Raw genomic sequence first — 25,652 nt, 5'->3', positions numbered from 1 at the left:
TTGGCCCGCTCGTCTCGCGACATCGTTTATACGATGACGCAATAGGTGCATTCGTCCCGAACAGGAGTATCCGGATGTCTGTTGTCACAAGCACGCTGTCCGACGCCGACCGCACCGTGGTCGGGAACGCTCTGCAGGGAGCCCTGGTCGACCTGGTGGACCTCTCCCTCGTCGCGAAGCAGGTGCACTGGAACGTCGTCGGCCCGCGCTTCCGCTCCGTGCATCTCCAGCTCGACGAGGTGGTCGCCACCGCCCGCCTGCACGCCGACACGGTGGCCGAGCGGGCGGCGGCGATCAGCGTCTCGCCCGACGGCCGGTCCGTGACCGTTGCCAAGACCAGCGGTATCGGCGAAGTGACGGACGGCTGGATCAAGGACGACCACGCCGTGGACGCGCTGGTGGCGGCCCTGGCCGCGGTCATCGGGCGGATGCGCCGGCGGATCACCGACACCGCGGAGCCCGACCCGGTCACCCAGGACATCCTCATCGGCCTGACCGCCGACCTGGAGAAGCACCACTGGATGTTCCAGGCCGAATCCCAGTGACGGGGCGCGGCGTCGGCTGAGGGGCCGTGCCGCCCTCGCAGCGGTGGGCGGATGCCCCGCGGTCGCGCCGGAAATGCTGCGGTGCGCCCTGCCGCCGGATGGCAGGCCCCGTCTAGCGTCGGCCGGAGGAGGCAGCCATGGCGTGGCACGACTTCGCGGCGCGCGGACCGGTCGCACGGAATGCCGGTGACCGGATAGCGGGCCGCCGAGGGCGCTCCGGGCCGGGGCGCTGGACGGCCGCGGCTCTCGTCGGCGGGCTGTGGTGGTGGGCCGTGCTCCGGCTGACCCTGTGGCCCCACTCGGCGGGCGTGATCGAGGGGGCGGTGGCGGCGGGCGGCTGGGGGCTGAGCCTGCTGCCCGTGCACTGCGTTCCGTGGGTGGGGCGCGACGCTGAGACCGCGGCGGTGGTACGGCGCGGGCGGGCGGCGCTCACCACGGCATGGCGACGCCGCCGTTCGGGCGGAGGATCTGGCCGGTCGTGAAGGACGAGGCGTCCGACGCCAGGTGCAGTACCGCGTGGGCGATGTCCTCGGGCTCGCCCACCCGGCCCAGGGGTGAGCGCCGGCTCATCGGCTCCTCGGCCTGCCGCCGGGCCTCGGCGGTGTGCCGGTCGGTCATCGCCGTACGGACCCAGCCCGGGGCGATGGCGTTGACCCGGATACCGTGCCGGCCGACCTCGCTGGCCAGCGTCCTGGTGAGCTGGACGACGGCCGCCTTGGCCGCCCCGTAGCAGAGCAGGCCCGGGGCGCCGGTGTCGATGGCGCCGGAGGCCATGGTGACGATGCTGCCCCCGGTACCGGCGGCGATCATGGCGCGGGCGGCCTCCTGGCAGCCGTACAGGACGCCCTTGAAGTTGGTGTTCCACACCCGGTCCAGATCCGCGTCCGCGGTCTCCAGGACGGTGGAGGTGTGCATGATCCCGGCGATGTTGGCCATCACGTCGAGGCGGCCGGTCTGCCGGCGGGCCTCGTCGACGGCGGCGGCGATCTGGTCGCGCCGGGTGACGTCGAGGTGGTGGGGGCGGGCGGAGCCGCCGGCGTCCGCGATGGCGGCGGCGGTCGCGCGGGCGCCCTCGCCGTCGAGGTCCGCGCAGTGGACGGTGGCGCCGGCCTCGGCGAGGAGTACGGCGGTGGCGCGGCCGATACCGCTCGCCGCGCCGGTGACGATCGCGGTGCGGCCCGTGAGGTCGTACGCGGTGAGGGGCATGGGGTGAGGGTAGGGACATGTCTGACTGGGCGTCAATTAGTGGGCACGGGGCGTGTGTTGGTGTGCCGGGGCCGGTGGGAGTGCGGCTAGGTCAGTCGGGTGGGGCGGGCTGGCAGGCCGGGCACCAGAAGGTGGTGCGTGCTTCGGTGGCGGGGCCCCCGTCGGTGGTGCGGATAGGGGTGCCGCAGCGCAGACAGGGGCGGCCCGCGCGGCCGTAGACCCACAGGCGGCGATCGGGTCGGGGGTCGGGGGTGGTACGGCGCGCGGGGCGGCGCTTGTTGGCTTCGAGGAGTTTCCTGGCGAGTGCGGGGGCGCGTTCCGGGGCGGGCAGGCGTCCGACGGGGAGCCAGGGGGAGGCGCGCAGCAGGAAACACAGCTCGGACTTGTAGACATTGCCGATGCCGGCGAGATTGCGCTGGTCCAGCAGGGCTTCGCCGAGCGGGCGTGCGGGGGCGGCGAGCAGACGGCGCAGCGCCTCGGCCGCATCCCAGTCGGGGCCGAGGAGATCGGGGCCCAGGTGGCCGACGACGCGGTACTCGTCGGCGGTGCGCAGCAGGTCGAGGACGGGGAGGCGGTAGCCGACGGCGGTGCGGCCGGCGGTGCCGAGGACGGCCCGGATCTGATGGGCGGGGCCGCCGCGCCAGCGTTCCGCCGGGGCGTAGAGCTGCCAGGCGCCGTCCATGCGCAGATGGGAGTGGAGGGTCAGCCCGCCCTCGAAGCGGATGAGCAGATGTTTGCCGCGGGAGCGGACCTCCAGCACCTGGCGGCCGGTCAGGTCCGCCGTCGCGAGCCGGGGAACGCGCAGGTCGCAGCGGGTCAGTGGCTGTCCGGCCAGTGCGTCGTGGAGGCGCTGGGCCGTGCGCCGGACCGTGTCACCTTCGGGCATGGCAGCCATCATGCCGGGGCGGGGGGATCAGGGGGCGGATCTCCGGGGCGCAGGGCGGCGCATCCGTTCCGGGCTTCCGGGCGGGGTCAGGGAACCCGGGGCGCGGGGCGGCGCGGCGGCCGACTGTGGCGCCGGGGCCGGTGGCCGCGTCCCGTCAGCCGCGCAGCCGCAGCCCCCGCGGGGTGGGGTGGAAACCGGCGGCCTCCAGGACCGGGGCGAAGGGGGAGGTGAGGGCCGCGGCGCCGTTGATGCGTTCGGTGGTGATGGTGCCGAGGGCGCCCGCGCGGGCGGCGTCCGTGAGCGCGGCGACGGCGGAGTGGAGGCGGGCGTCGGCGGGGTGGCCCGCCGGGTCGTCGGTGAGCGGCCAGAGCAGCAGGGTCTTGCCGCCGCGCTCCATGTAGAGCGCCAGCTCACCGTCGGTCAGGACGACGACGGAGCCCGCCTTGCGGCCGGGTTTGTGCGTCGAGCCCGCGGGCGGATCGGGCCAGGGCAGGGCGGCACCGTAGGCGTTGGCCGGGTCGGCGGCGGCCAGGACGACGGCGCGCCGCGGACCGCCGCGCGCGGCCTCGGCCGCACCGCCGTCCGGCAGGGCGTCGGCGGTGCGGTCCCGCTGGGTGCTGACGGCTCGCAGCCGGTCGACGGCGCCGTCCATCGCGAACTGGGCGGCACCCAGCCCCTCGACGACATAGCCGCGGCGCGCCTGGCCGGACTCCTCGAACGCGGCCAGCACCCGGTACGCGGCCGAGAACCCGCCCGCGACCCCCTCGGCGGCGACCGCGCCGCGGGTGACGATGCCGTGCCGGTCCAGGAGCGTGCGGGCCAGGGCGTGGGCGCGGTGGGTGGCGTCCGGTTCGACGGCGGGCAGCAGGGACCAGCGGCCGCCGACCGTCGGCGGGCCGGAGCGGGACGCCGTGGGGCGGCCCGTACGGCCGGTGGCGGCGGTCAGTGAGCCGTACCGGCCGCGGGGCACCGCCCGCCGGGCGCGGTGGGCGGTCGAACCGGCCGTACGGCCCGAGCCGAGGAGGGCGCGCAGCGGGGCGAGGGTGTCGTTGGTGAGCCGTCCCGACCAGGCCAGCTCCCAGAGGGCGTCGGCCAGTTGCGGGTCGGTGGCATCGGGATGGGTGGTGGCGTGGATCCGGTCGGCGAGCTGGCGGAAGAACAGGCCGTAGCCGGGGGCGAGGGCGGTCAGCACGGACTCGTGCAGCGCGGACAGTTCGAGCGGGAGCGGCGGCTGGAGCAGGAGGGGCGCGGAGTCGGCGAGATGGAGGGAGAGCCAGCCGTCCTTGCCGGGCAGCGAGCCGGCGCCGGCCCACAACACCTCACCGGTGGCGGTGAGTTCGTCCAGGAGGGCGGGGGTGTAGTCGCCGACCCGGGAGGGCAGTACGAGCTTCTCCAGGGCCGACGCGGGGACCGGCGCGCCCTGGAGCTGCTCGATGGCACGGACCAGGCCGTCGACGCCGTGCAGGCCGTGCGAGGTGCCGCGCGGCGCCCGGCCCCCGGTGCCCGGCGCGGGCGGCGGCGGGCCGACATGCTGCCACTGGGGGAGAAAGGCGGCGAGCGCGGCGGGCGGCACCGGCTCCAGCTCCTCGCGCAGCGCGGCGAGCGAGCGGCGCCGCAGCCTGCGCAGCACCTGGGCGTCGCACCACTCCTGGCCCGTCCCGGCGGGGTGGAATTCGCCCTGGACGACGCGGCCGGCGGCGGCGAGGCGGTGCAGGGCGCCGTCCGTGACGGCCGTGCCCAGACCGAAGCGGGCGGCCGCCCGCTCGGAGGTGAACGGGCCGTGGGTGCGGGCGAACCGGGAGAGCAGATCGCCCAGCGGGTCCTTGACCGGCTCGGTGAAGGACTCCGGGACGCCGACCGGCAGGGCCGTGCCCAGGGCGTCGCGCAGCCGCCCGGCGTCCTCGACGGCCGCCCAGTGGTCGGCGCCGGCGATCCGCACCGTGATGGCGCGGCGGGCGGCGGCCAGCTCCCGGGGCCAGGCCGGCTCCGCGCCCCGCTCGGCCAGCTCGGCATCGGTCAGCGGGCCGAGCAGCCGCAGCAGGTCGGCGACGCCCTCGGCGTCCTTGGCGCGGCGGTCGTCCGTACGCCACTGGAGCTCGCGCTCCAGCTCGGCCAGGACGCCGGCGTCCAGCAGCTCGCGCAGCTCGGCCTGGCCCAGCAGTTCGGCGAGCAGCCGGGAATCCAGCGAGAGGGCGGCGGCGCGGCGCTCGGCGAGGGGGGAGTCGCCCTCGTACAGGAACTGGGCGACATAGCCGAAGAGCAGGGAACGGGCGAACGGGGACGGCTCGGGGGTGGTGACCTCCACGAGCCGGACCCGGCGGGCCTCGATGTCGCCCATCAGCTCCGTCAGGCCCGGTACGTCGAAGACGTCCTGGAGGCATTCGCGGACGGCTTCCAGCACGATGGGGAAGGACCCGTACTCGCTCGCCACCTGGAGCAGCTGGGCCGCGCGCTGGCGCTGCTGCCAGAGCGGGGTGCGTTTGCCGGGGCTGCGGCGCGGCAGCAGCAGGGCGCGGGCGGCGCATTCGCGGAAGCGGGAGGCGAACAGCGCGGAGCCGCCGACCTGGTCCGTGACGAGCTGGTCGATCTCGCCGTGGTCGAAGGCGACATCGGCGGCGCCCACCGGGGACTGCTCCGGGTCGTACTCCGTGCCCGCGGCGGCCGGACCGAAACCGCCGTCGAGGAGGTCGAGGCCCATCAGGTCGGCGTCGGGCAGCCGCAGCACGATGCCGTCGTCGGCGTGCATCACCTGGGCGTCCATGCCGTAGCGCTCGGCGAGCCGGGCGCCCAGGGCGAGCGCCCACGGGGCGTGGACCTGCGCGCCGAACGGGGAGTGGATGACGACCCGCCAGTCGCCGAGCTCGTCACGGAACCGCTCGACGACGATCGTGCGGTCGTCCGGGACGTGCCCGCACGCCTGCCGCTGCTCGGCGAGATAGCCGAGGACGTTGTCGGCCGCCCACTCGTCGAGGCCGGCGGCGGAGAGCCGGGCGCGGGCGTCCGGCGGGGCGAGCGAGCCGATCTCCCGGAGGAACGCGCCGAGCGCACGGCCCAGTTCGAGGGGGCGGCCCAGCTGGTCGCCCTTCCAGAACGGCAGCCGGCCGGGGACTCCGGGAGCGGGGGTCACCAGAACCCGGTCGCGGGTGATGTCCTCGATGCGCCAGGACGTCGTGCCGAGCGTGAAGACATCGCCGACGCGGGATTCGTAGACCATCTCCTCGTCCAGCTCGCCGACCCGGCGGCCGCCGCCCTTGCCGGTGTCGCCGCCCGCCAGGAAGACACCGAACAGGCCGCGGTCGGGGATCGTGCCCCCGGAGGTGACGGCCAGCCGCTGGGCGCCGGGGCGGCCCGTGACGGTCCCCGCGACGCGGTCCCATACGAGGCGCGGCCGCAGCTCCGCGAAGGCGTCGGACGGATAGCGGCCGGCCAGCATGTCCAGCACCGCCGTGAACGCCGACTCGGGGAGCGCGGCGAACGGCGCGGCCCGGCGCACGACGGCCAGCAGCTCCTCGACGTCCCAGGTGTCCAGCGCGGTCATCGCGACGATCTGCTGGGCGAGCACGTCCAGCGGATTGGCGGGCACCCGCAGCGCCTCGATGGCACCGGCGCGCATCCGCTCGGTGACCACGGCGGCCTGGACCAGATCGCCGCGGTACTTGGGGAAGACGATGCCCGTCGACACCGCGCCGACCTGATGGCCCGCCCGGCCCACCCGCTGGAGGCCGGAGGCGACCGATGGCGGCGACTCGACCTGGACGACCAGATCGACCGCGCCCATGTCGATGCCCAGCTCCAGGCTGGAGGTGGCGACCACGGCGGGCAGCCGGCCCGCCTTCAAGTCCTCCTCCACCTGGGCGCGCTGCTCCTTGGAGACCGAACCGTGGTGGGCGCGGGCCAGTACCGGGGGCGCGCCCTTGGCGGCACCGGACTCGGCCATGATCTCCGCGGGGGAGTGCGCCTCCGGCAGCGTCTCTCCGGTGGCGCGCTCGTAGGCGATCTCGTTGAGGCGGTTGCACAGCCGCTCCGCCAGGCGGCGGGAGTTGGCGAAGACGATGGTGGAGCGGTGGGCCTGGACGAGATCGGCGATCTTCTCCTCCACATGCGGCCAGATGGACGGCCGCTCGCCGGCGTCGCCCTCCTGGACGGGCGAACCGCCCAGCTCGCCCAGGTCCGCCACGGGGACGACCACCGACAGGTCGAAGCGCTTGCCGGACGGCGGCTGGACGATCTCCACCCGGCGCCGCGGCGACAGATAGCGGGCCACCTCCTCGACCGGGCGCACCGTCGCCGACAGGCCGATCCGGCGGGCCGGGCGGTCCAGCAACTCGTCCAGCCGCTCCAGGGAGAGCGCCAGATGCGCACCGCGCTTGGTGCCGGCGACCGCGTGCACCTCGTCCAGGATGACCGTCTCCACGCCGGCCAGCGCCTCCCGGGCCGAGGACGTCAGCATCAGGAAGAGCGATTCGGGGGTCGTGATGAGGATGTCCGGCGGGCGGTTGGCGATCGACCGGCGCTCGGCGGGCGGGGTGTCGCCGGAGCGGATGCCCACCGTGATGTCCGGTTCGGGCAGCCCCAGCCGGACCGACTCCTGGCGGATACCCGTCAGCGGACTGCGCAGATTGCGCTCGACATCGACGGCGAGGGCCTTCAGGGGCGAGACGTACAGCACCCGGCAGCGCTTTTTCGGCTCGGCGGGCGGGGGCGTGGAGGCCAGGGCGTCCAGCGAGGCGAGGAAGGCGGCGAGGGTCTTGCCGGAACCGGTCGGCGCCACCACGAGGACGTCCGAGCCCTCGCCGATCGCCCGCCAGGCGCCCTCCTGCGCGCCGGTGGGCGCGCTGAACGCCCCGGCGAACCAGCCGCGGGTCGCGGGGGAGAAGGAGTCGAGCGCTGCCTTGGCCATGTCCCCCATCGTGCACCGGACCACTGACAATGCGACGCGCTGGCGGTCGCGCGACACTGCTCGGCACGCCTTTTCCCAGGTCGGAGGGGTGTGCGGAGTCCGGCGGGCCGCCCGGGTCCGGGCCGTTCCCGGTCCCGGGACGCCCACGGTGCGGACGGGCGGGCCGCCGAGGCCGGTGACGCCCTCACCGCGGACAGCCTGCTGCGGATCTCCGTCGCCCGGCTGCCGTGCCGCTACGGAGGCCCGCTGCCGGTCCGCCCGCCCCGTACGGCGGGCGCCGCCACCGCCGCCCGCGCCAAGGCCGTCCTGGAGGAGCGGACGGCCCGCCCGCCCTCGCCGGCGAAGCCGGCGCAGGAGCTCGGGACCGGCCCGGGGGCGCAAGAACGTACAAGACCGCCGAGGGCGCCGCCTCCTAAGGTCCCGGGCGGCCGCCGGACCGCTCGCCGCCCACTGGGCCATCGACGAGACCTCGGCCGTCACCCTGGCCCAGCCCGGCGCGGCCTCTCGGCGCCCACCGGTGTACTGGAGCGCCCGCTCGCCGAACGGTTGGCCGCGCTGCTCCCGGTGGCCCTGCCGGCCGCGCTCACCGCCCAGCAGACCGTCAGCGACGGCCGGTACCCGCTGCTCGACGCGAAGGCCGCGGGCCTGGCGGCCGCGGCCGTCGCGCTCGTCCTGCGGGCGCCGTTCCTCCTGGTCGTCGGCCGCGGTGATCGTCACCGCCGGGGTGCGGGCCCTGAGCGGGTGACGGCGGCAGGCCGCCGGGGAACGGCCCGCCCGCCGGGTCAGCCGATGGGGCGCCCGTACGCGCGCAGGGTCAGCAGCGCGTCGAGCGTCACCATCGGGCGGCACTCCAGCTCCGTCCCCGGGGCCCACGCCCGCCAGTTGACGGGCCAGCCGCCGTCCTCCTGCTGGAGCGATGCGAGATGGTCCAGCGACCGGTCCAGTTCCGCGTCGGTGAACCAGCTGCGGGCCAGCGAGCCGGGTGCGGCCGCGAAGTCGTACGCGAAGTGGTGCTCCCCGGGGGCGTACCCCTGCGCCACCGGGACCTCCGCCGCCCGCTCCGGCTCCAGCAGTACCAGGCCCTGGTCCCGGACGAGCCGGCCCAGGCGATGCGCCGCGGCGGCCGCCCGCGGGCGGTCCGGGGCGCCGTCCAGGAAGGCCACCGCCGCCTCGGCCTCGTACGGATGGGTCTGCGCCAGCGACTCCACGGCCGCCCAGCAGAAGTCCGTGGCCCGGAAGAGCCAGGCGTTCCACACCTCGTTGCGGTGCAGCACACCCACCACCGGGCCGGTGGCCAGGAGGGCGCTTGGCGGATCGTCGACCACCGGGATCCAGGGCGCGGCCGGATACCCGCGCTGTGAGGGGTGCAGCGCGGGCAGCGCGCCTTCCGGGGTCGAGATCCTCGTCAGATAGCGGCAGATCCGCTCCACCTGGCGGCCGTCACAGCGCCCGATACGGTCCAGCACCCGCAGTGCGTGCGCGGTGTGCAGCGGCTGGCTGACCGGGCCGCGCAGATCGGGCTCCAGAGCGTGGCCGTAGCCGTTGTCGTCGTTGCGGTACGCGGCGAGCGCGGTCTCGACCGCGTCCGCCGTGCCGCCGAGGAAGTGGTGCTCGAAGAGCCGCTGTTCGAGCACCCGGGCAGTCAGCCAGACGAAGCGCTCGGCGCGCGCCAGAGGGGTCGGTGGGGGACTTGCGATTTCGGCCATGGCCCGACCGTAGGGGCGAAATCCCCCCGGCGGCCCGAAGGTGGACGGCTGCCCTCCCAGGGCGGGAACCGGAGGCATGCGGTTGACGGCCGTCCGGCGGCGGATCCTCCGCCCGTCTGCCGGGAAACTCGTCAATTCGCGCTATGACCTGCACTGTTGTGCGGAGTCCGGAACCTGAGGAAGAGCACCCGGCCCACGCGGGCGGCGTCCCCCGCGCCGTGCGTGCCCCTCAACCACCGTGGCGTCGCCGCCGTCGGCCGTGTGAGGACGCCTCCCGGGCGGCGGCGGAGGTGACACGGGCAGCCGTGGGGCGCCCGCCGATGGCCGGCGGACGCCCCTGGTGCGAGGTTCAGCGGTTCGCGTGCCTCACTTCCGCACCGCGTGCCTCAACTTCGGCTTGCCGGGGTGCTTGCCGTGGCAGGGCTTGCCGCAGTGCTTGCCGTGGCAGGGCTTGCAGTCCTTGCCATGACAGGGTTTGTTGCACTCCTTGCCGTGACAAGGCTTGCACTCCTTGCCGTGGCACGGCTTGTTGCACTCGTCGCCGTGACAGGGCTTCTTCTGCACCTGGATGGTGGCGCGGGCGGGTTCCGAGCGGACGGTGCCGTTGTCGGCGGTCGCTACGGCGATGTTGGTGACGCTGCCACGTTGGGCGTCGGCTTGGGTGATGGTGTAGGTACCGGTGCAGGTGGTGGTTGCTCCGGGGGCGAGTGTGGTGGCCTCGCAGGTGATGTTGGTGACGTGGTCGTCGGTGATGTGGATGTCTGTGAGTTGTTGGTTGCCGGTGTTGGTGACGGTGTAGGTGTAGGTGACGTGGTCTCCGATGTTGTAGGGGTGGGTGTTGTTGACGGTTTTGTGGAGTTGGAGGGCGGGTTGGGGGGTGGGGGTGGTGGTGATGTCTACGCGTGCGGTGTCGGGTGGGGATTCGATGGGGGTGCCGTCGGATTGGCCGTGTGCGACGGCGATGTTGGTGACGTTGCCGTGTTGGGCGTCGGCTTCGGTGACGGTGTAGGTACCGGTGCAGGTCGTGGTCGCTCCGGGGGCCAGCGTGGTGGCCTCACAGGTGACGTCGGTGGCGCGGTCGTCGGTGACGGCGATGCCGGTGAGTTCCTGGTCCCCGGTGTTGGTGACCCGGTAGGTGTAGGTCACCTGATCTCCCACCTGATAGGGGTGCGAGTTGTCGACGCTCTTCTCCAGGCCCAGCGAGAGTTCGGAGGCGACCGCGAGCGTCACGCGCTCCGGCGGTGACTCCACCGGGGTGCCGTCGGACTCTCCGCGCGCGATGGCGGTGTTGGTCACCGAACCGGCCCGGCCGTCCGCCGCGGTGACCGTGTACGAACCCGTACAGGTGGTGCTGTCGCCGCTCTCCCCGGCCGGGGCCAGGGTGGTGGACGCGCAGGTGATCCCGTTGACATGGTCGTCGGTGACGGTGAGCCCCGTCAGCTCCTGCGGGCCGGTGTTGGTGACGGTGTAGGTGTACTTGATCTGGTCACCCACGCGGTATTCCCGGGTCTCGTCGGCCGACTTCACCAGCCGCACGCCCGGCCCCCGCTGGACCGGCAGGGTCACGTCATCGGGTGGCGATGTCACCTCCGTACCGTCGGACTCTCCGCGCGCGACGGCGGTGTTGGTCACCGAACCGGCCTGGCCGTCCGCGTCGGTGACGGTGTACGTCCCCGTGCACGTCATGCTCTCGCCGCTGGCCAGGGTGGTCTTCGGGCAGCTGATGTCCGTGACGTGGTCGTCCGTCACGGTCACGCCGGTGAGGGTGGTGTTTCCGCTGTTGGTGACCACGTACTGGTAGGGCACCTGACGGCCCGGCGTCAGCGGCAGGGGCACCGGGGGATTCTCGGGAACCTGCTTGACCAGGTTCAGCTGCGGCAGCGCGGCGGCCGGGTGCACCGAGACGTTCCGGATGAGGTGGACGTCCGTGAAGGCACCGGTCGACGCGGCGAAACCGAACTTGTACGTGCTCGGCACCGGCTGCGGGGCCGGGGTGGACAGGACCTGCCGGGTGCCGTTGCCGTCGTGGAAATCGATCGAGACCGTGATCACCGGATCGGGAGCCGGTGAGACCTCCACCGTGACGGTGCGCCGTGAGGGCTCCAGCAGCGTCTCGGCCTCCGCGGGGGTGACGCCCGCGGGCAGCGAGGTGGTCGGCCCGTGCAGCAGCCCCGGCAAGGTGGAGGGCCAGGGGCCGCTCGTGGAGAAGTTGCTGGTGGTCGCGGTCAGGAAGCAGTAGCCCTCGGTGCCGTCGCCGGGTCCGCGCAGCGTCACCATGTTCTCGCCCGGTGCGGGGATGCGGAACGCGGTGCCGGCCGGGGAACGGGTCGGGCAGCCGTTGCCCCGGTGCTCCCAGTCGCCGAAGTAGTTGCCCAGGACGTCGAGCCCCACACCGAGATAGCCGTGGTTGACGCCGGGCAGAAACGGCTCGGCCGGGTTGTCGTCGGGCAGTTTCTGCGCGTAGCCGAGACTGCCGCCGAAGGCGCCCGGGGCGGTCAGGGAGGAGGCTCCGTCGATGAGGAAGAAGGAGATGCCGTCGGCCGGGGGAGCGGTGGTGCCGCCGTACTGCCACTGGTCGAAGGTGGTGACCAGGCCCTGGTTGGCGGGCAGGGCGTGGTTGTAGAGCACCGCGGCGGACTGGTCGTTGGCGGCACTGGTCAGCCGCAGATAGCCGTGCGGCGCGGCGTCGTTCGGGGGTACGGGGCCGGTCGCACCCGCCGGGCAGCCGGTGAGCGGATGGGTGCCCGGTCCGGGTGCGGACCCCTGGGGCGCCCCGGTCAGACACGCGGGCCCGAAGCCCTCGAACTCCGGCAGCGCCGTGGCCCCGGTGAACGTCTCGTTCACCAGCGGCACGCCCGCGGGCTGCGCCTGAGCGGTGACCGGCAGGCCGAGGGCCGCGGCCACCACGCTGAGCACACCCAGCCCGGCCACGGCCCAACTGCGTACCCGGCGGGCCCCGCCGCGGCCGCCATATGCGGTATGTCTGAGTTTCGCCGTCATGGGGCGAACGTATGAAGCGTTCCTCGGCGGTCAGCGCCAACACGCACCTCTGCCGACCGCATCCACGCCGATGGTGGTACCGCGTACGACCACGGCGGGTCGGCGGAGTGCGACGGCTGGGGGAGAGGCCAGGGGGAGGGACTCGTGTGGCGGATGCGCTACGAGACCGTTGGGCGGGCGGCGGAGACGCCCGGTGCCCGCAACGAGGGCGTGGACCTGTCGGGGCGAGCCCCGTAAACCGGCGGAAGCGCGCGGCCCCGTACGGCACCCGGTACGGCGACGGCCCCGGTACCCGGGCGGGCAGCCGGGGTACCGGGGCCGTCGCGCGCACGTCCCGTCGTCGTGCGTCGCCGTCTCACGGGACGAGGCGCGGCGTCACCAGGTGGGTCGCGGCGTCACGAACCCTGGTGCGGTGTCACGGGGTGGTCAGGGCGGTGAGGGTGGCGTCCAGGTCGGTGGCGAGGGGCCGGTTGTGGGGGAGTATGGCCAGCAGTCGGGCCATGCCGCAGGTGTCGGTGAGTGCCGAGAAGACCAGACCGCCGGCGACACCGGCGGACAGCCAGCGGGCCGGGCGCCACCGCAGTCCGGCGGCCAGCCCGGTCAGGACGAGGGATCCGGCGGCGAACCGGACCTGGCGCTCCATGGCCCAGGCCGCGCGGTCGCGCGGGGGGTGGTGCAGGTCGTGGCCGAGCCGGGTCCACTCGGCGGTGCCGCCGGTGAGGGAGGCGACGGTGATGCCGTGCCCGGCGAGTCGCTCGCAGGCCGTCGCGGAGCGGTTGCCGGAGGCGCACACCACGAGGAGGACCCCGCGATCGGCCGCGGTCCTCAGGGCGGGCAGTGCCCGGTCGAGGTGGTCCAGGGGGATGTTGTGGGCGCCGGGCAGGTGGCCGGAGGCGTATTCGCCGGGGGTGCGTACGTCGATGACGGTCAGCTCGGCGAGCCGGGCGCGGGCCTGCTCCGGGGTGAGGGCGGTGGTGGCGTTCATGGTGCGGATTTTCCTTTTCTGTGCTGGGTATGATACCCGCGGGGGTATACGGAACGGAGAGTGGTTGTGGAACTGGCGATGGCGGCCGAGGAACTGAAGACGGTGGTCAACCGGCTGCGCCGGGCGCAGGGCCAGATCGCCGGAGTGATCAAGATGATCGAGGAGGGCCGGGACTGCGAGGAGGTGGTCACGCAGCTCGCCGCCGCCTCGAAGGCGCTGGACAGAGCGGGCTTCGCGATCATCGCCACCGGTCTGGAGCACTGCCTGACCGACTCGGACATCGCCGCCGGGGGCGACCGGGAGCGGATCCGCGCCCGTCTGGAGAAGCTCTTCCTCTCCCTGGCCTGAGCGGGTCGGGCCGGCCCGGATCGCCCCGGGCCGGTCATACCAGGGCATCGATGAGCATGAAGGCGGCCACCGCCAGCAGCACCGCCGCGAAAGCGCGTTGCAGCAGGGGGCCGGCGACCTTGGCGGCCAGGCGTTTGCCGTCCCAGGCGCCCAGTACCGCGGCCGCGGTGAACGGTGCGATCACCGCCCAGTCGAGTCCGTCCGCGGTGGCTCCGCGGGTGGCCAGAGAGGCCAGCGAGTTCGCCGAGATGACCAGCAGGCTGGTGCCGATCGCGGCCCGCATCTCGAACCGCACCACCGTGACCAGCGCCGGGACGGCGAGGAAGCCCCCACCCACACCGAGCAGCCCGGTCAGCGCCCCCAGCCCCGCACCCGCCGCGGCGGCCCCGGACGGCCGTACCGCGGCCCCGCCCCTGGCCGCCGTCGCGCGGGCGGGGCGCAGCATCTTGACGGCCGCGAGCGCGGCGACGACGGCGAAGGCGGTGGTCAGTACCGGCTGCGGCAGACGGGCCGCGGCGGCGCCGGCCGCCGCGGCCGGCAGGAGTCCGGCCGCCGCGAACAGGGCGCCCGCTCGCCACCGCACGTTCCCGGCGCGGGCGTGGGTGTACAGGGCGGTGACGGAGGTGACGGTGACGATCAGGAGACCGGCGGTGGTGGCGGCGGCCGGGGTGAAGCCGAGCAGGTAGATCAGCGCGGGTACGGCCAGGAGGCTGCCGCCCCCGCCGAGGGCGCCGAGCGTCAGGCCGACCACGCCGCCGGCGACCAGGGACAGGATCAGCGCGGTCACGATATGACTCCGGTACTGCCATTCCGGCCGGTGACCGGCAGACCGTCACGGACCCGGGCGGCGATACTGCCCGCCACGTCGCGTGCCTCGCCGCCGCCGGCCAGTACCTTGACGGCCTCCGGGGATCGGTGACCGCCGCGGCGGATCGTCGCCATGGGCTTGCCGGGTGCGGTGGCCGGAAGGCCGGCTCCGGCCGTGAGGCGGCTCGGCGGCAGGTGCGGTGCGCCGGGCACGTACCCGGCCGGCCGCTCGTTTGCCGCACGGGCATCGAGCAGGACGGCCCGGCCGCCCGAGGTGTGCCGGTGGGCCTGTGCAGGGGTGTGGCGGCCGGCGCCGCGACGGCAGAACATGAGGGATCGCTCCGGATGGGGGGTGTGCGGGGAGGCGCTCAGCGAGCGCTGCCGACTTGGGTGAGGGGGAGCCCGGCGCGGTCGGCGGCGTCGAAACCGTCGTCGACGGCGACCACCGTCCGGCCGGCGGCGTCCAGCAAGGAGGCGGCGATCGCCGCGCGCATGCCTCCCGCACAGTGCACCCACACCACCCCGGGCGGCACCTCGCCGAGGCGGCCGCGGAGCTCGTGGACGGGGAGGTGCACGGAGCCGTCGATGAAGCCTCCGGCGCGCTCGGAGTCGCGGCGCACGTCCAGTACCACCATCCGCTCCCCGCGGGTACGGGCCGCGGCCAGGTCGGCGAAGGTGGCGCGCGGGAAGGAGCTCAAGCGCTCGCCCTCGCGGATCCAGCTGTACGGGTCGCCGGTGGCGGCGGCGCTCGGGCGGTCGATGCCCACCCGGACCAGTTCCCGCTGCGCGTCGGCGACCTGCTCTCCGGTGTCGGCGAGCAGCGTGACGGGCTTGCCCCACGGGATCAGCCAGGCCAGATAGGTGGCGAGCTGTCCCGCACCCTCGAAGTTCAACGAGCCGGCCACATGCCCCTTGGCGAAGGCGACCCTGTTGCGCAGGTCCACCACCCACTCCCCGGCCGCCAGCCGCGCGGCGATCTCCGCGGCGTCGGCCCGACGCGGCGGGGTGAGGTCCACCGGGGCGGGGCCCGCGGCGTTGGCCGGACCCATGTGCGCGTAGTAGGCGGGTATGTCCTCCAGGCCGGCGAGCAGCCCGGCGACGAAACTGTCCACGTCCTTGGTCAGCGCGTCATTGTGCTCGCGCTCCGCGCCGATCGTGGTCGTGGCGCCCCCGGCCTGCGCCGAGGAGCAGAAGCTGCCGAACCCGTGCGTGGGCAGGACCGGCACCTCGTCATCGAGTTCATCCGCCAGGCGGCGGGCCGAGGCGTGCTGGGCACGGGCCAGCTGTTCGGTCAGCCGCGGCTCGACCAGGTCCGGCCGCCCCACGGTGCCGATCAGCAGCGACCCGCCGGTGAACACCGCGACCCCTCGGCCGTCCTGCTCCAGGACGTAGGACGTGTGGTGGGGGGTGTGGCCGGGGGTGGCGATCGCCCGCAGCACCAGACCCTCGTCCACCGGGACGGCGTCACCGTCCGCGACCGGGGTCCTGGCGAAGGCGACCGAAGCACCGGCCGGCACCAGATAGCGGGCACCGCTCACACGCGCCAACTCCAGCCCTCCGGTGACGTAGTCGTTGTGCAGGTGGGTCTCGGCCACGTAGGCGATACGCACCCCGCGCCGGGCAGCGGCCGCGATGACCTGGTCGATGTCCCGCGGCGGATCCACCACCACCGCGACACCGGCCCCGCCGGCCAGATAGCTGCGGTTGCCCAGCCCCTCGAATTCCAGGGTGTCGACGAAGAACACGGTGATGGCTCCTTTTGGATCGCTGTACCCCCGGGGGTATCTCTTGTTTACGTTAGCAGGTATACCCCTGGGGGTATTCCCCCTCCATCCGGGCGCGGGACCTCAGGACCTCGGGATCGAGGCCGTTGCCCCGGGGCCGGGGTGACCGGAGCCGAGATCGGGGCCTGCGCCTGGCGACCCCGCGCCAACGTGAGCCGCCTGCCCCTCGGCGTCTGCGGGCCCGCGGTCTCCGTGTGCGGTCTCGAGGGGCACAGCCGCGCCAGATCCGGGACGCAGCCGAATACGCGACCCCTCGGCGCCGGCTGCTACGGGGTGCGGGACTGGCGGCAGAAGGGACGTCCGGCGCGAGTGGGAAGTGGCCGCAGGACATGAGCCCCGAGGGCGAGGCGGCGGCGAAACGGATCGCGGGTGCGGTGGGGCCAGGACCGGAGCGACTGCGCAAGCAGGGCAGGATCAGCCCTGATGAGGTGCGCCCGCTTGTCGAACAGGCCGCCGGCGGCCGCCGGGTAGAGGCCGGGATCCGGCTGGTCGGAGCGGCGAACTAGAAGACCGACGGTATGGATTACGGAATCTGGGTGGGCAGGACAGGAAACGCCGCCCGGTGACGCGCATGTCCATATCCGGTCAGCTCCCGGGCACACGGCGGGACATGACGCCCAGTTCGCCTCAGTACGCTGGTGCGTCGAATCGAAGGAGCACTGCGCATGAGCTTCCGCCTGAAGGCGATCAACCGCGACGAGCATCTGGCCTTCGTTGCGGCTCGGCCCTCCGCAAGTCACATGCAGGTTCCCTCGTGGGGTGATGTGAAGCCGGACTGGCGGGCGGAGAGCCTGGGCTGGTTCGACGACAACGACCGCCTCGTCGGCGTGGGGCTGGTGCTGTTCCGGCCGTTGCCGAAGCTCAAGCGATACCTGGCCTATCTGCCCGAGGGGCCGCTCATCGACTGGTCCGCCCCGGATCTGGAACGGTGGCTGGAGCCGATGCTCTCCCACCTGAAGGCCCAGGGCGCCTTCTCGGTGAAGATGGGCCCGCCGGTCGTTGCCCGGCGCTGGGACGCGGAGGCGGTCAAAACCGCGATCGCCGACCCGCGGACACGGCGACTGCGTGATGCCGAGGCCACCGCGCGCGAACCGGGGGCCTTCGACATCGCCGACCGGCTACGCCGGATGGGCTGGCAGCAGACCGAGCCCGGCGGCGAGGACGGGTTCGCCGCCGGGCAGCCACGCTATGTGTTCCAAGTCCCCTTTGCCGGAAAGACGCTGGCGGAAGTCCGGCAAGACTTCAACCAGCAGTGGCGGCGCAACATCAAGAAGGCAGAGAAGGCGGGCGTCAAGGTGGTGCAGGGCGGCTATGAGGACCTGCCCGCCTTCCACGAGATCTATGTCGAGACTGCCCAGCGGGACCAGTTCGTGCCACGCCCGCTGACTTACTTCCAACGCATGTGGACCGCTCTGACGGCCGAAGACCCGGACCGCATGCGGCTCTACCTCGCCCACCACGAAGGTGAGGTCCTCGCGGCGGCGACGATGCTGACCGTCGGCGAGCACGTCTGGTACTCCTACGGAGCGTCCACCAGCCGCAAGCGCGAAGTCCAGCCCAACAACGCCATCCAGTGGCGCATGATGTCCGACGCCCACGAACTCGGCGCGAGCGTTTACGACCTGCGCGGCATCACCGACACCCTGGACGAGAGCAACCATCTGCTGGGCCTGCTCCGTTTCAAGGTCGGCACCGGCGGCCAGGCCCTCGAATACCTCGGCGAATGGGACTTCCCGCTCAACAAGCTCCTGCACAAGGCCCTCGGCCTCTACATGTCCCGCCGCTGAATTCGAGACCGCTATGTCCCGCGGCTCTTCGCAGCCCCCGGAATGGAGCCGGGTCTTCCAGTGCCATACCTGTCGGGGACGTAGCCCGAGCGGCCCCGGGACTGCCAAGTTGCCGGCGCCCCGTCCGACAGGGTTCGTCGCCCGGTTCGACGATCCGGCCCGCGCCGTCGACGGGGCCTTCGACATCCGCGAAGGCGGCTGGCAGGGGCGTTGACGGGGAGGGTGCCGAGACGGTCGGCTGCTCCGCCGCGAAGCGTCCGGTATCGGCACGAGGCGTGGTGGGCAACTGCGCGCCGAGCCCGCCGTCCACGGGCCCCGGGCTCCCACCGACAAGCAGGCGAGAGCCCGGGGCCTAGCCTGGCGCGGTGATGACAACCTCGTCGATCCTCGGGCAGTTCGATCTCTGCGCGGACAAGACGCAGTTCCCTGATCTGGACAACGGCTACTACTACCCGGTCGATGTGCGGATCCGCCTGTTCGGCGACGCCACGCGCTGGGCCATGGTCGCCGAACTGCTGGGCTACGGTCCGCGCGCCGGCAACCTCGTCGACTTCATGTACTGCTTCGGCAACTGCCTGACGCGCGGCGAGCCCGGGTTCGGGGGCTCCCTGGACCGGGTGGACAACATGGCGGAGATCGATCCCGACGGCGCCGAGGTCTATGCGGGAGGCGTTCCGGTGGTCGTCCGCGGGACCGCGCTGACGGTCGGTGCCGGCGCGGCCGCAGGCACCCCGCTCCAGGACTTGTTCCGGCTGCTGGCCCCGGCGAGCAGGGGGCTGCTGCTGGCCGACGAGGAGGAGCTGCGGGCCGGTATCCCCTTGGACCTGCCGGAACTGCTGCGGCTTGACGAGTGGAACCAGCCGGAGGAGTTCTGGGACGTCAGACCCAGCGAGCACGAAACCTTCCGGATGATCGCCGAGGTGCTGGAATCCGGGGACCCGACCCGGTACCGGCCGACGTTCCCGGCGAACACCCACTGGTCCCACTGGCCGGACGCCGGAACTCTGTAGCGGCTGCCTGGCCGCTGCCGGGGCACCCGCGCTACCGGTCCCGCGCGCTCGCGACGCCGGCACCGATGTGCGGGATCACTGACCGGCCACTCCTGCGGGAACCGATCGTCTGCCTTGCCCGTTGGCCGGGGCACACCGATCCGGATTCGTTCCGCGTACGTGCCCACCTGCCCGCATACCGGCACTTCGTGGCCGATGCGGACGTGCGTGGTCGCGCCGTCATGGATGCTTGGTTCCGTGGGGAGGGAACTTCCTGGACGCTCCCGGCTGGGGCCGGCGAGCGTAAGGGGAGGGAAACGTGCAGGTCAGAGTGGACATGGGGCAGAGAGCATGCGGTTGACGGTCTTCTGGCAGCGGATGGCGGATCACTTCGGTGCGGCGTACGCCGACTCCTTCGCGCGCGATCACGTGATGGCTGAACTCGGCGGCCGGACCGTCCACCAGGCGCTGGACGCGGGGTGGAGCGCCAAAGAGGTGTGGCGGGTGGTGTGCTCGTCGATGGATGTGCCGTACGACAAGCAGTGAGCAGTGAGCAGTGAGTGGGGCGGGGCGGGGCGGAGCTGGTGTGTCTTCCCGTCCTGCTTGTGGGCGGCTCAGGCCAGGGCGGCGGGCCGGCCGGTCACCGGCGGCGGCACGGGGCAGGCCAGGGACTGTCACACCCATGCGCGACACTTGGCCCGTGTCAGCGACAGATGAGATCACCAGCAACGATGCCCCACGACCCGAGGACCGGCCCGGTGCGCGGATGCCGCGCTGGCTGCCCCGTGCCATGGTGCTCGCGCTCGCCCTGGTGGCCTGTTTCCAGCTCGGCAGCTGGGCGTTCCACCAGCTGATCTCGCTGCTGCTGAATGTGCTGATCGCGTTCTTCCTCGCGCTGGCCGTCGAGCCCGCGGTGGACTGGATGGCGGCCCGGGGCATGCGGCGCGGGGTGGCCACCGGCGCGGTGTTCCTCGGCATCCTCGTCGCCACGGCCGGCTTCTTCGCGCTCCTGGGGTCCATGCTCGCCGGCCAGATAGCCACGATGGTCGAGGAGCTGCCGCAGTATCTGGACTCCGTCATCAGCTGGACGAACGGCACCTTCCACACCCACCTCTCGCGGGTCGAGGTGCAGAACAACCTGCTCAACTCCGACTGGTTGCAGAAGTACGTCCAAGACAGCGCCAACAACGTCCTGGCGGTCTCCGCGACGGTGCTCGGCAGTCTGTTCAATCTTCTGACGGTGGCGCTGTTCTCCTTCTACTTCGCCGCCGACGGCCCCCGGCTGCGCCGTGCCCTGTGCTCCGTACTCCCGCCGAGCCGCCAGACGGAGGTACTGCGCGCCTGGGAGATCGCGGTCGCCAAGACCGGCGGATATCTCTACTCCCGCGGGCTGATGGCGCTGATATCCGGGCTCGCGCACTATGTCCTGCTGGAGGTCCTGGGCGTGCCGTACGCCCCGGCGCTGGGCATGTGGGTGGGCCTGATCTCGCAGTTCATCCCGACCATCGGCACCTATCTCGCGGGCGCGCTGCCCATCCTCATCGCGTTCACCATCAACCCCTGGTACGCGGTGTGGGTGTTCGCGTTCGTGGTGATCTACCAGCAGTTCGAGAACTACCTCCTCCAGCCGCGGATCACGGCCAAGACGGTGGACATCCACCCGGCCGTCGCCTTCGGTTCGGTGATCGCAGGTACGGCCCTGATGGGCGCGGTCGGCGCGCTGATCGCCATCCCGGCGACCGCGACGTTGCAGGCGTTCCTGGGCGCGTACGTCAAGCGGTACGAGGTCACCGACGATCCGCGGGTACACGGCGGGAAGCGCCGCGGCGGGGGAGCCAGGGCCCTCGGACAGCTCCGGCGCACCCTGAGGGGCGAACGGGACGAACGGGGCGGGCAGGACCGGCGGGACGGTAGGGGAGAGCCGGACGGGCAGAGTGAGCCGGATCCGCAGGCGGCCTCGGGCGGTCGCTGATCCGGAGCCGGCGCCTCGCGCGCTGATTCCGGGTGCGCCGGTCCCGGCCGGTCGGCGCACCCCGCGGGTCCGTCGCCCTGCCCGGCATCGGACCGGCGGTTTCGGGATCCGGGGCGGTGGGGGGATAACCGCTCCGGATCAGTTCGCTCGGGCGGTACGGGGCGGGCGTCCCGGAACTCGTCGTGCGAGGTGCTGCGGCCACCGTGGCCACCAGCTATCGACGTGCCGTCCTCTTCGCGCCTTCGCGCCTTCGCGCCTTCGCGCCTTCGCGCCTTCGCGCCTTCGCGCCTTCGCGCCTTCGCGCCTTCGCGCCTTCGCGCCTTCGCGCCTTCACGTCTCCGCACCTCCGCACCTCCGCACCTCCGTGCCCAAGCGTCCGCGCCCAAGAGTCTTCGAGCTTCAGCCGTTCCGCACGTCCCGGTGTCTTCGGGCCCTCGTGCCGTCATACGGGGCGGGGGGACAGACCATGCCGGCGGTCGCCGAGTACGCGCGTGCTGACCTCCCGTTCCATCCCCGGGGAGAAGGGCCGGCGATGGGCGACGACGGCCCGGCGGGTTTCCTCGGCGAGCAGGTCGGCGTTGATCGCCTCGGCGGCGCGCATCCCCGCTGCGGCGGCGCCGATGACCGACTCGGTCGGCGCGGTGACGTTGCCGGCCACCCATACCCCGGGCACCGCGGTCGCCCCGGACGCGTCGGCGGCGACGCAGGTGCCGAGGGCGTGCCCGTCCATCTCCTGCTCGGCCGACTCAAGGCCCAGGCCGGTGAGGATGCCGGCGCGCGCGGTGAAGCGCGGGGCGACCACCAGAGCCCGGCAGGGCAGCGTCCGGCCATCGGCCAGGGTCACACCGGTGAACCGGTCGCCGGTCACCTCCAGGCCGGTCACCGTGCCGTCCAGTACGGCGATGCCCCGGGCGGCCAGCCGCTCGTACGCGTCGTCATCCGGCTTCGGCGCGGTGTGCAGGAGGAGCGTCACGTCCTCGCTCCACTGCCGCCACAGCAGCGCCTGCCGGACCGCCAGCGGTCCGGTGGCCAGGACGCCGATCGCCTGGTCGCGTACCTCCCAGCCGTGGCAGTACGGGCAGTGCAGGACCTCGCGTCCCCAGCGCTGGGCCACCCCGGGCACGTCGGGGAGTTCGTCGACCAGACCGGTGGTCACCAGCAGCCGGTCCGCCGCGATCGCGGATCCGTCGTCGAGTACGACGCGGAAGCCCCCGGCGGCCAGGCGCTCGGCCGCCAGGACCTCGCCCGCCACGATCTCGCCGCCGTAACCGGTCACTTCGGCACGGCCCGCGGCCAGCAGTTGCGAGGGTGACACACCGTCGCGCGCCAGGTACGTGTGGACATGGACCGCCGGAGCGTTGCGCGGCTGCCCGGCGTCGATCACCAGTACCGAGCGGCGCGCCCGTACCAGGGTCAGCGCCGCGCTCAGCCCCGCGGCGCCACCACCGACGACCACGACGTCATGGTGTCGTTCCCCACTCCGGTCCCGTTCCGCACCCGTCGGGTCAGCGGCCACTGTCTGTTCCTTTTGTTCGGTCATGCGCGGTACCTCCGTTCATGGGAGAGAGTCCGCCCATTCCTTGGAGGGTGACAAAGTTTCTTGCCGGAGTGGCAAAAGCGGAGCGGGTGGAAGATCCGGCGAGCGCGTCGGCCCTCGTGGACCCCGGTCGTGGACGCCGCGTCGGGGATGCGGCGCCGCCCGGCCGGCCCGACTGGACGCGATGGCCGGGGTGCGGCCGGCGGAGCCACCGCTCGTCCGGAGTCCAGTGGCGAGCACCCGACCTGTTCCGGTCGGTCCCGGTTCCTGTGTCCCGCGCCACTGAAGGCCGAACGCGCGCCATCGAACCTTGAGCGACACCGGAGTCTCGGCCGAGGCGCCGGCTGGACCGCGTGACCAGTGACGCGTCGGCGGGGGCCCATAGCCTTGCGCCGTGGGTGACTCCTGCCCGCTCTTGGTGATCTTCGGGGGCATTGCCGCAGTCCTTGCCGGTCTCGGCTGGCTGGCGTTCTGCGTTCGTCGCCGGGGGTGCGGTGGGGGCGACGGCCGCCGCGGCGCCGGCGTCTTGGGAGGAGGGGTACCGCGTGACCGCTCATGAGTCTCACGGGGAGATCAAGGCGCAGGCGGAGCGCCGGGCTCCCGTCCTGCTGCCGGATGGTCATTGGCGGCCGGGCGGGGGCGAAATGAGGCGGGTGGGTGAGTGGAACCCGGCGCCTTCTGCGTCGCGCCTCCGTCGAGGAGGTATGAGCCACCGGCGCCTGGTGCGCCGGTGGCGGCAGCGGAGCTGATCGGATCGACGGCGTCCGAGGCTCGATGGCGCGCGCTCAACGTTCACAGGCGCTCAACCTTCAGTGGCGGGGGACACCCCGCCCCGGCTGTGACGTGGTGCGCTTGACACCAAAATCGAACATCCATTCTTATTGGGGGTCCGGCCGGTGTTCTGGTGGCTTTCCACAGAGTTATCCACAGGTCGGAGGCGGGTCCGGGCGCATTGTCAGTGGCAGGCGTTAGCGTCGTGGACGTGAAGCGATCGACTCAAGCAAATCGGGTGGAACCCATGGCAGGCACTGACCGCGAGAAGGCGCTCGACGCCGCACTCGCACAGATTGAACGGCAATTCGGCAAGGGCGCCGTGATGCGCATGGGGGAGCGGCCGAACGAACCCATCGAGATCATCCCCACCGGGTCGACCGCGCTCGACGTCGCACTCGGCGTCGGCGGCATCCCCCGCGGCCGCGTCGTCGAGGTCTACGGCCCGGAGTCCTCCGGTAAGACGACCCTGACGCTGCACGCCGTGGCGAACGCGCAGAAGGCCGGCGGCGCCGTGGCCTTCATCGACGCCGAGCACGCGCTCGACCCCGAATACGCCAAGAAGCTCGGCGTGGACACCGACGCCCTGATCCTGTCCCAGCCGGACAACGGCGAGCAGGCGCTGGAGATCGTGGACATGCTGGTCCGCTCCGGCGCGCTCGACCTGATCGTCATCGACTCGGTCGCCGCGCTCGTGCCGCGGGCCGAGATCGAGGGTGAGATGGGCGACTCCCACGTCGGCCTCCAGGCCCGGCTGATGAGCCAGGCCCTGCGGAAGATCACCAGCGCGCTCAACCAGTCCAAGACCACCGCGATCTTCATCAACCAGCTCCGCGAGAAGATCGGCGTGATGTTCGGCTCGCCGGAGACCACGACGGGTGGCCGCGCGCTGAAGTTCTACGCCTCGGTGCGCCTCGACATCCGCCGCATCGAGACCCTCAAGGACGGCACGGAAGCGGTCGGTAACCGCACCCGCGTCAAGGTCGTCAAGAACAAGGTCGCGCCGCCCTTCAAGCAGGCCGAGTTCGACATCCTGTACGGCCAGGGCATCAGCCGCGAGGGCGGCCTGATCGACATGGGCGTGGAGCACGGCTTCATCCGCAAGTCCGGCGCTTGGTACACCTACGAGGGCGACCAGCTCGGCCAGGGCAAGGAGAACGCCCGCAACTTCCTCAAGGACAACCCCGACCTCGCCAATGAGGTCGAAAAGAAGATCAAGGAGAAGCTCGGCGTCGGCGTGCAGCCCCAGGAGCCGGCGGCGGAGCCGGGTCCGGACGCCGCAGGCGCGACGGGCGGCCAGACCGCGGCCGTCGCGGCACCGGCGGCCAAGGGCGCCAAGGGTTCCAAGGCCGCCGCGGCCAAGAGCTAGCCCGTCATGACACGGCGAACGGACTGGCCGGGCAGCGAATGCGACACCAGCAGCGCTGCGGGCGACCCCGAGAACCGTAACGGCCGGGAGGGCCGGGAGAGCAGCGGTGGTCCCGCCTCGTCGAGGGCCGAGCCGGGACCACCGCGTACGCCCGAGGAGCAGGCGCGGGCCATCTGCCTGCGCCTGCTCACCGGGAATCCGCGTACGCGCAAGCAACTCGGGGACGCCCTGCACCAGCGGGGCATCCCCGAGGAAGCAGCCGAGGAAGTGCTGTCCCGCTTCGAGGACGTCGGACTGATCGACGACGCGGCCTTCGCCGACGCCTGGGTGGAGTCCCGCCACCGCGGGCGCGGCCTGGCCCGCCGCGCGCTCGCCCGCGAACTGCGCACCAAGGGCGTGGACTCCGCGCTGATCGAGGTGGCCGTCGGCCGCCTCGACGCCGACCAGGAGGAGTCCACGGCCCGCGAACTGGTCGACCGCAAACTGCGCACGACCAGAGGGCTGGACCGCGAGAAACGCCTTCGCCGCCTGGCCGGGATGCTGGCCCGTAAGGGATACCCGGAGGGCCTCGCCCTGCGGGTCGTCCGCCGGGCCTTGGAAGAGGAGGGCGAGGACCCGGAGCTGTTGGAGCGGCATCTGCCCGACGACTGACGGACGCCCGGCTCGTGGGTGCTGGCGGACGCCCGTATCGCGGCTGTTGACGGGCGGCCTCCTGCGGATGGCCGAGGGGCGTCGGCCTCCAAGGGGCCGGCTTGAGGGGCGAGCCGAGTTTCTTGGTGGCGGTAACGGGGCTCTGGTGAACGGGAGTTGAGAGCCGTTCCGTCCGTGGGTGAGCGGGTACGTCCGGCCGTGGGTGGGCGGGAGTGACCGGCCCGTGGAGGGTGAGAGAGTGGTCGGTCGCTGGGGTCACCGGCCTGCCGCCGGCGCCCGAAGCGGATCGGCGAGGGCGCCGTGTCTCCGTCGCCCTCCGGCCTGTCGCGCGTGACGTGCTGATGACCACGAGCCGTGGGAGGCTTTGCAGTCTCCTCGGCCCCCCGGCGGGCCGTGGTCCCGATCTCCG

At 72.9% G+C, this 25,652-nt stretch carries 19 protein-coding genes and 1 pseudogene; 10 read left to right on the top strand and 10 right to left on the bottom strand.

What is annotated here, in order from left to right; genetic code table 11:
• Positions 1–74: 74 nt before the first annotated feature.
• Positions 75–545: a Dps family protein gene (locus IH09_RS31600; protein WP_052860973.1), complete on the top strand. Its 471-nt coding sequence runs from the start codon at positions 75–77 to the stop codon at positions 543–545.
• Between the two features lie 429 nt (positions 546–974).
• On the opposite strand, the gene IH09_RS31595 is transcribed toward IH09_RS31600, so the two are convergent.
• From IH09_RS31595 to IH09_RS31585, 3 genes are all read right to left on the bottom strand, one after another.
• The gene (locus IH09_RS31595; RefSeq protein WP_052860972.1) at positions 975–1,751 is read right to left on the bottom strand and encodes an SDR family NAD(P)-dependent oxidoreductase; all 777 of its coding nucleotides are present in this window, start codon (positions 1,749–1,751) and stop codon (positions 975–977) included.
• Between the two features lie 91 nt (positions 1,752–1,842).
• Positions 1,843–2,637: an Fpg/Nei family DNA glycosylase gene (locus IH09_RS31590; protein WP_052860971.1), complete on the bottom strand. Its 795-nt coding sequence runs from the start codon at positions 2,635–2,637 to the stop codon at positions 1,843–1,845.
• Positions 2,638–2,791: 154 nt separating this feature from the next.
• On the bottom strand, positions 2,792–7,537 hold the full coding sequence (locus IH09_RS31585) for an ATP-dependent helicase (RefSeq protein WP_052860970.1): 4,746 nt from the start codon (positions 7,535–7,537) through the stop codon (positions 2,792–2,794).
• A 450-nt stretch (positions 7,538–7,987) separates the two neighbouring features.
• On the opposite strand from IH09_RS31585, the pseudogene IH09_RS40350 reads away from it, so the two are divergent.
• Positions 7,988–8,282 (top strand): annotated as a pseudogene (locus IH09_RS40350) (AzlD domain-containing protein).
• Positions 8,283–8,319: 37 nt separating this feature from the next.
• Here IH09_RS40350 and IH09_RS31580 read toward each other — a convergent pair.
• The 3 genes from IH09_RS31580 to IH09_RS31570 form a co-directional block, all read right to left on the bottom strand.
• Positions 8,320–9,243 (bottom strand): hypothetical protein, encoded by a 924-nt coding sequence (locus tag IH09_RS31580; RefSeq protein ID WP_052860969.1) that lies wholly within the window; start codon positions 9,241–9,243, stop codon positions 8,320–8,322.
• A 366-nt stretch (positions 9,244–9,609) separates the two neighbouring features.
• Positions 9,610–12,243, bottom strand: a complete 2,634-nt coding sequence (locus IH09_RS31575; protein ID WP_190233461.1) for a DUF7507 domain-containing protein — start codon at positions 12,241–12,243, stop codon at positions 9,610–9,612.
• 415 nt (positions 12,244–12,658) lie between these two features.
• Entirely contained in the window at positions 12,659–13,228 is a 570-nt protein-coding gene (locus IH09_RS31570) for a rhodanese-like domain-containing protein (RefSeq protein ID WP_052860967.1), read from the bottom strand.
• Between the two features lie 66 nt (positions 13,229–13,294).
• On the opposite strand from IH09_RS31570, the gene IH09_RS31565 reads away from it, so the two are divergent.
• Positions 13,295–13,576, top strand: a complete 282-nt coding sequence (locus IH09_RS31565; RefSeq protein ID WP_052860966.1) for a metal-sensitive transcriptional regulator — start codon at positions 13,295–13,297, stop codon at positions 13,574–13,576.
• A 34-nt stretch (positions 13,577–13,610) separates the two neighbouring features.
• On the opposite strand, the gene IH09_RS31560 is transcribed toward IH09_RS31565, so the two are convergent.
• The 3 genes from IH09_RS31560 to IH09_RS31550 are packed head-to-tail and all read right to left on the bottom strand — an operon-like array spanning position 13,611 to position 16,128.
• Positions 13,611–14,363, bottom strand: coding sequence for a TSUP family transporter (locus IH09_RS31560; protein ID WP_052860965.1), 753 nt, complete (start codon positions 14,361–14,363; stop codon positions 13,611–13,613).
• The gene (locus tag IH09_RS31555) at positions 14,360–14,713 is read right to left on the bottom strand and encodes a rhodanese-like domain-containing protein (RefSeq protein ID WP_052860964.1); all 354 of its coding nucleotides are present in this window, start codon (positions 14,711–14,713) and stop codon (positions 14,360–14,362) included. The genes IH09_RS31560 and IH09_RS31555 overlap by 4 nt, the downstream gene beginning before the upstream one ends.
• Before the next feature lie 38 nt (positions 14,714–14,751).
• Entirely contained in the window at positions 14,752–16,128 is a 1,377-nt protein-coding gene (locus IH09_RS31550; protein ID WP_052860963.1) for a rhodanese-like domain-containing protein, read from the bottom strand.
• A 368-nt stretch (positions 16,129–16,496) separates the two neighbouring features.
• On the opposite strand from IH09_RS31550, the gene IH09_RS39410 reads away from it, so the two are divergent.
• The 5 genes from IH09_RS39410 to IH09_RS31530 all read left to right on the top strand — a co-directional run bounded on the left by IH09_RS39410 (position 16,497) and on the right by IH09_RS31530 (position 20,915).
• Complete coding sequence (locus IH09_RS39410; RefSeq protein ID WP_190233460.1) at positions 16,497–16,673, top strand: hypothetical protein; 177 nt, start codon at positions 16,497–16,499, stop codon at positions 16,671–16,673.
• A gap of 159 nt (positions 16,674–16,832) precedes the next feature.
• Positions 16,833–17,954: a lipid II:glycine glycyltransferase FemX gene (locus IH09_RS31545; protein WP_052860962.1), complete on the top strand. Its 1,122-nt coding sequence runs from the start codon at positions 16,833–16,835 to the stop codon at positions 17,952–17,954.
• 368 nt (positions 17,955–18,322) lie between these two features.
• The gene (locus IH09_RS31540; RefSeq protein WP_052860961.1) at positions 18,323–18,964 is read left to right on the top strand and encodes a DUF7003 family protein; all 642 of its coding nucleotides are present in this window, start codon (positions 18,323–18,325) and stop codon (positions 18,962–18,964) included.
• Positions 18,965–19,294: 330 nt separating this feature from the next.
• On the top strand, positions 19,295–19,489 hold the full coding sequence (locus IH09_RS31535) for a DUF3046 domain-containing protein (protein WP_052860960.1): 195 nt from the start codon (positions 19,295–19,297) through the stop codon (positions 19,487–19,489).
• A gap of 136 nt (positions 19,490–19,625) precedes the next feature.
• Complete coding sequence (locus IH09_RS31530) at positions 19,626–20,915, top strand: AI-2E family transporter (protein ID WP_240150583.1); 1,290 nt, start codon at positions 19,626–19,628, stop codon at positions 20,913–20,915.
• Between the two features lie 442 nt (positions 20,916–21,357).
• Here the strand turns inward: IH09_RS31530 and IH09_RS31525 are convergent, their stop codons facing one another.
• Positions 21,358–22,455 carry an NAD(P)/FAD-dependent oxidoreductase gene (locus IH09_RS31525; RefSeq protein WP_110952705.1) on the bottom strand — a complete coding sequence of 366 codons (1,098 nt, stop codon included), beginning with the start codon at positions 22,453–22,455 and terminating at the stop codon, positions 21,358–21,360.
• A 1,015-nt stretch (positions 22,456–23,470) separates the two neighbouring features.
• Between IH09_RS31525 and recA the strand changes: the two genes are divergently transcribed.
• Together recA and recX are read left to right on the top strand one after the other, a co-directional pair.
• Positions 23,471–24,592, top strand: coding sequence for a recombinase RecA (gene recA / locus IH09_RS31520; RefSeq protein WP_052860957.1), 1,122 nt, complete (start codon positions 23,471–23,473; stop codon positions 24,590–24,592).
• Positions 24,593–24,598: 6 nt separating this feature from the next.
• Positions 24,599–25,243: a recombination regulator RecX gene (recX, locus tag IH09_RS31515; protein ID WP_052860956.1), complete on the top strand. Its 645-nt coding sequence runs from the start codon at positions 24,599–24,601 to the stop codon at positions 25,241–25,243.
• Positions 25,244–25,652: the final 409 nt, after the last annotated feature.

Origin of the sequence: Streptomyces celluloflavus, from assembly GCA_000720995.1 — a bacterium.
Lineage (GTDB): Bacteria > Actinomycetota > Actinomycetes > Streptomycetales > Streptomycetaceae > Streptomyces > Streptomyces celluloflavus.
Note: the sequence above shows the minus strand (reverse complement) of the source record. Positions and strands in the feature narration are given on the sequence as shown.

Bases quoted from the DNA above. Each gene is read 5' to 3' on its own strand.
- IH09_RS31555 (WP_052860964.1), bottom strand. From the start codon at position 14,713: ATGTTCTGCCGTCGCGGCGCCGGCCGCCACACCCCTGCACAGGCCCAC.
- IH09_RS31525 (WP_110952705.1), bottom strand. From the start codon at position 22,455: ATGACCGAACAAAAGGAACAGACAGTGGCCGCTGACCCGACGGGTGCG.
- IH09_RS31600 (WP_052860973.1), top strand. From the start codon at position 75: ATGTCTGTTGTCACAAGCACGCTGTCCGACGCCGACCGCACCGTGGTC.
- IH09_RS31595 (WP_052860972.1), bottom strand. From the start codon at position 1,751: ATGCCCCTCACCGCGTACGACCTCACGGGCCGCACCGCGATCGTCACC.
- IH09_RS31540 (WP_052860961.1), top strand. From the start codon at position 18,323: ATGACAACCTCGTCGATCCTCGGGCAGTTCGATCTCTGCGCGGACAAG.
- IH09_RS31535 (WP_052860960.1), top strand. From the start codon at position 19,295: ATGCGGTTGACGGTCTTCTGGCAGCGGATGGCGGATCACTTCGGTGCG.
- IH09_RS31575 (WP_190233461.1), bottom strand. From the start codon at position 12,243: ATGACGGCGAAACTCAGACATACCGCATATGGCGGCCGCGGCGGGGCC.
- IH09_RS39410 (WP_190233460.1), top strand. From the start codon at position 16,497: ATGAGCCCCGAGGGCGAGGCGGCGGCGAAACGGATCGCGGGTGCGGTG.
- IH09_RS31530 (WP_240150583.1), top strand. From the start codon at position 19,626: ATGCGCGACACTTGGCCCGTGTCAGCGACAGATGAGATCACCAGCAAC.
- IH09_RS31545 (WP_052860962.1), top strand. From the start codon at position 16,833: ATGAGCTTCCGCCTGAAGGCGATCAACCGCGACGAGCATCTGGCCTTC.
- IH09_RS31590 (WP_052860971.1), bottom strand. From the start codon at position 2,637: ATGCCCGAAGGTGACACGGTCCGGCGCACGGCCCAGCGCCTCCACGAC.
- IH09_RS31580 (WP_052860969.1), bottom strand. From the start codon at position 9,243: ATGGCCGAAATCGCAAGTCCCCCACCGACCCCTCTGGCGCGCGCCGAG.
- IH09_RS31570 (WP_052860967.1), bottom strand. From the start codon at position 13,228: ATGAACGCCACCACCGCCCTCACCCCGGAGCAGGCCCGCGCCCGGCTC.
- recX (WP_052860956.1), top strand. From the start codon at position 24,599: ATGACACGGCGAACGGACTGGCCGGGCAGCGAATGCGACACCAGCAGC.
- recA (WP_052860957.1), top strand. From the start codon at position 23,471: ATGGCAGGCACTGACCGCGAGAAGGCGCTCGACGCCGCACTCGCACAG.
- IH09_RS31585 (WP_052860970.1), bottom strand. From the start codon at position 7,537: ATGGCCAAGGCAGCGCTCGACTCCTTCTCCCCCGCGACCCGCGGCTGG.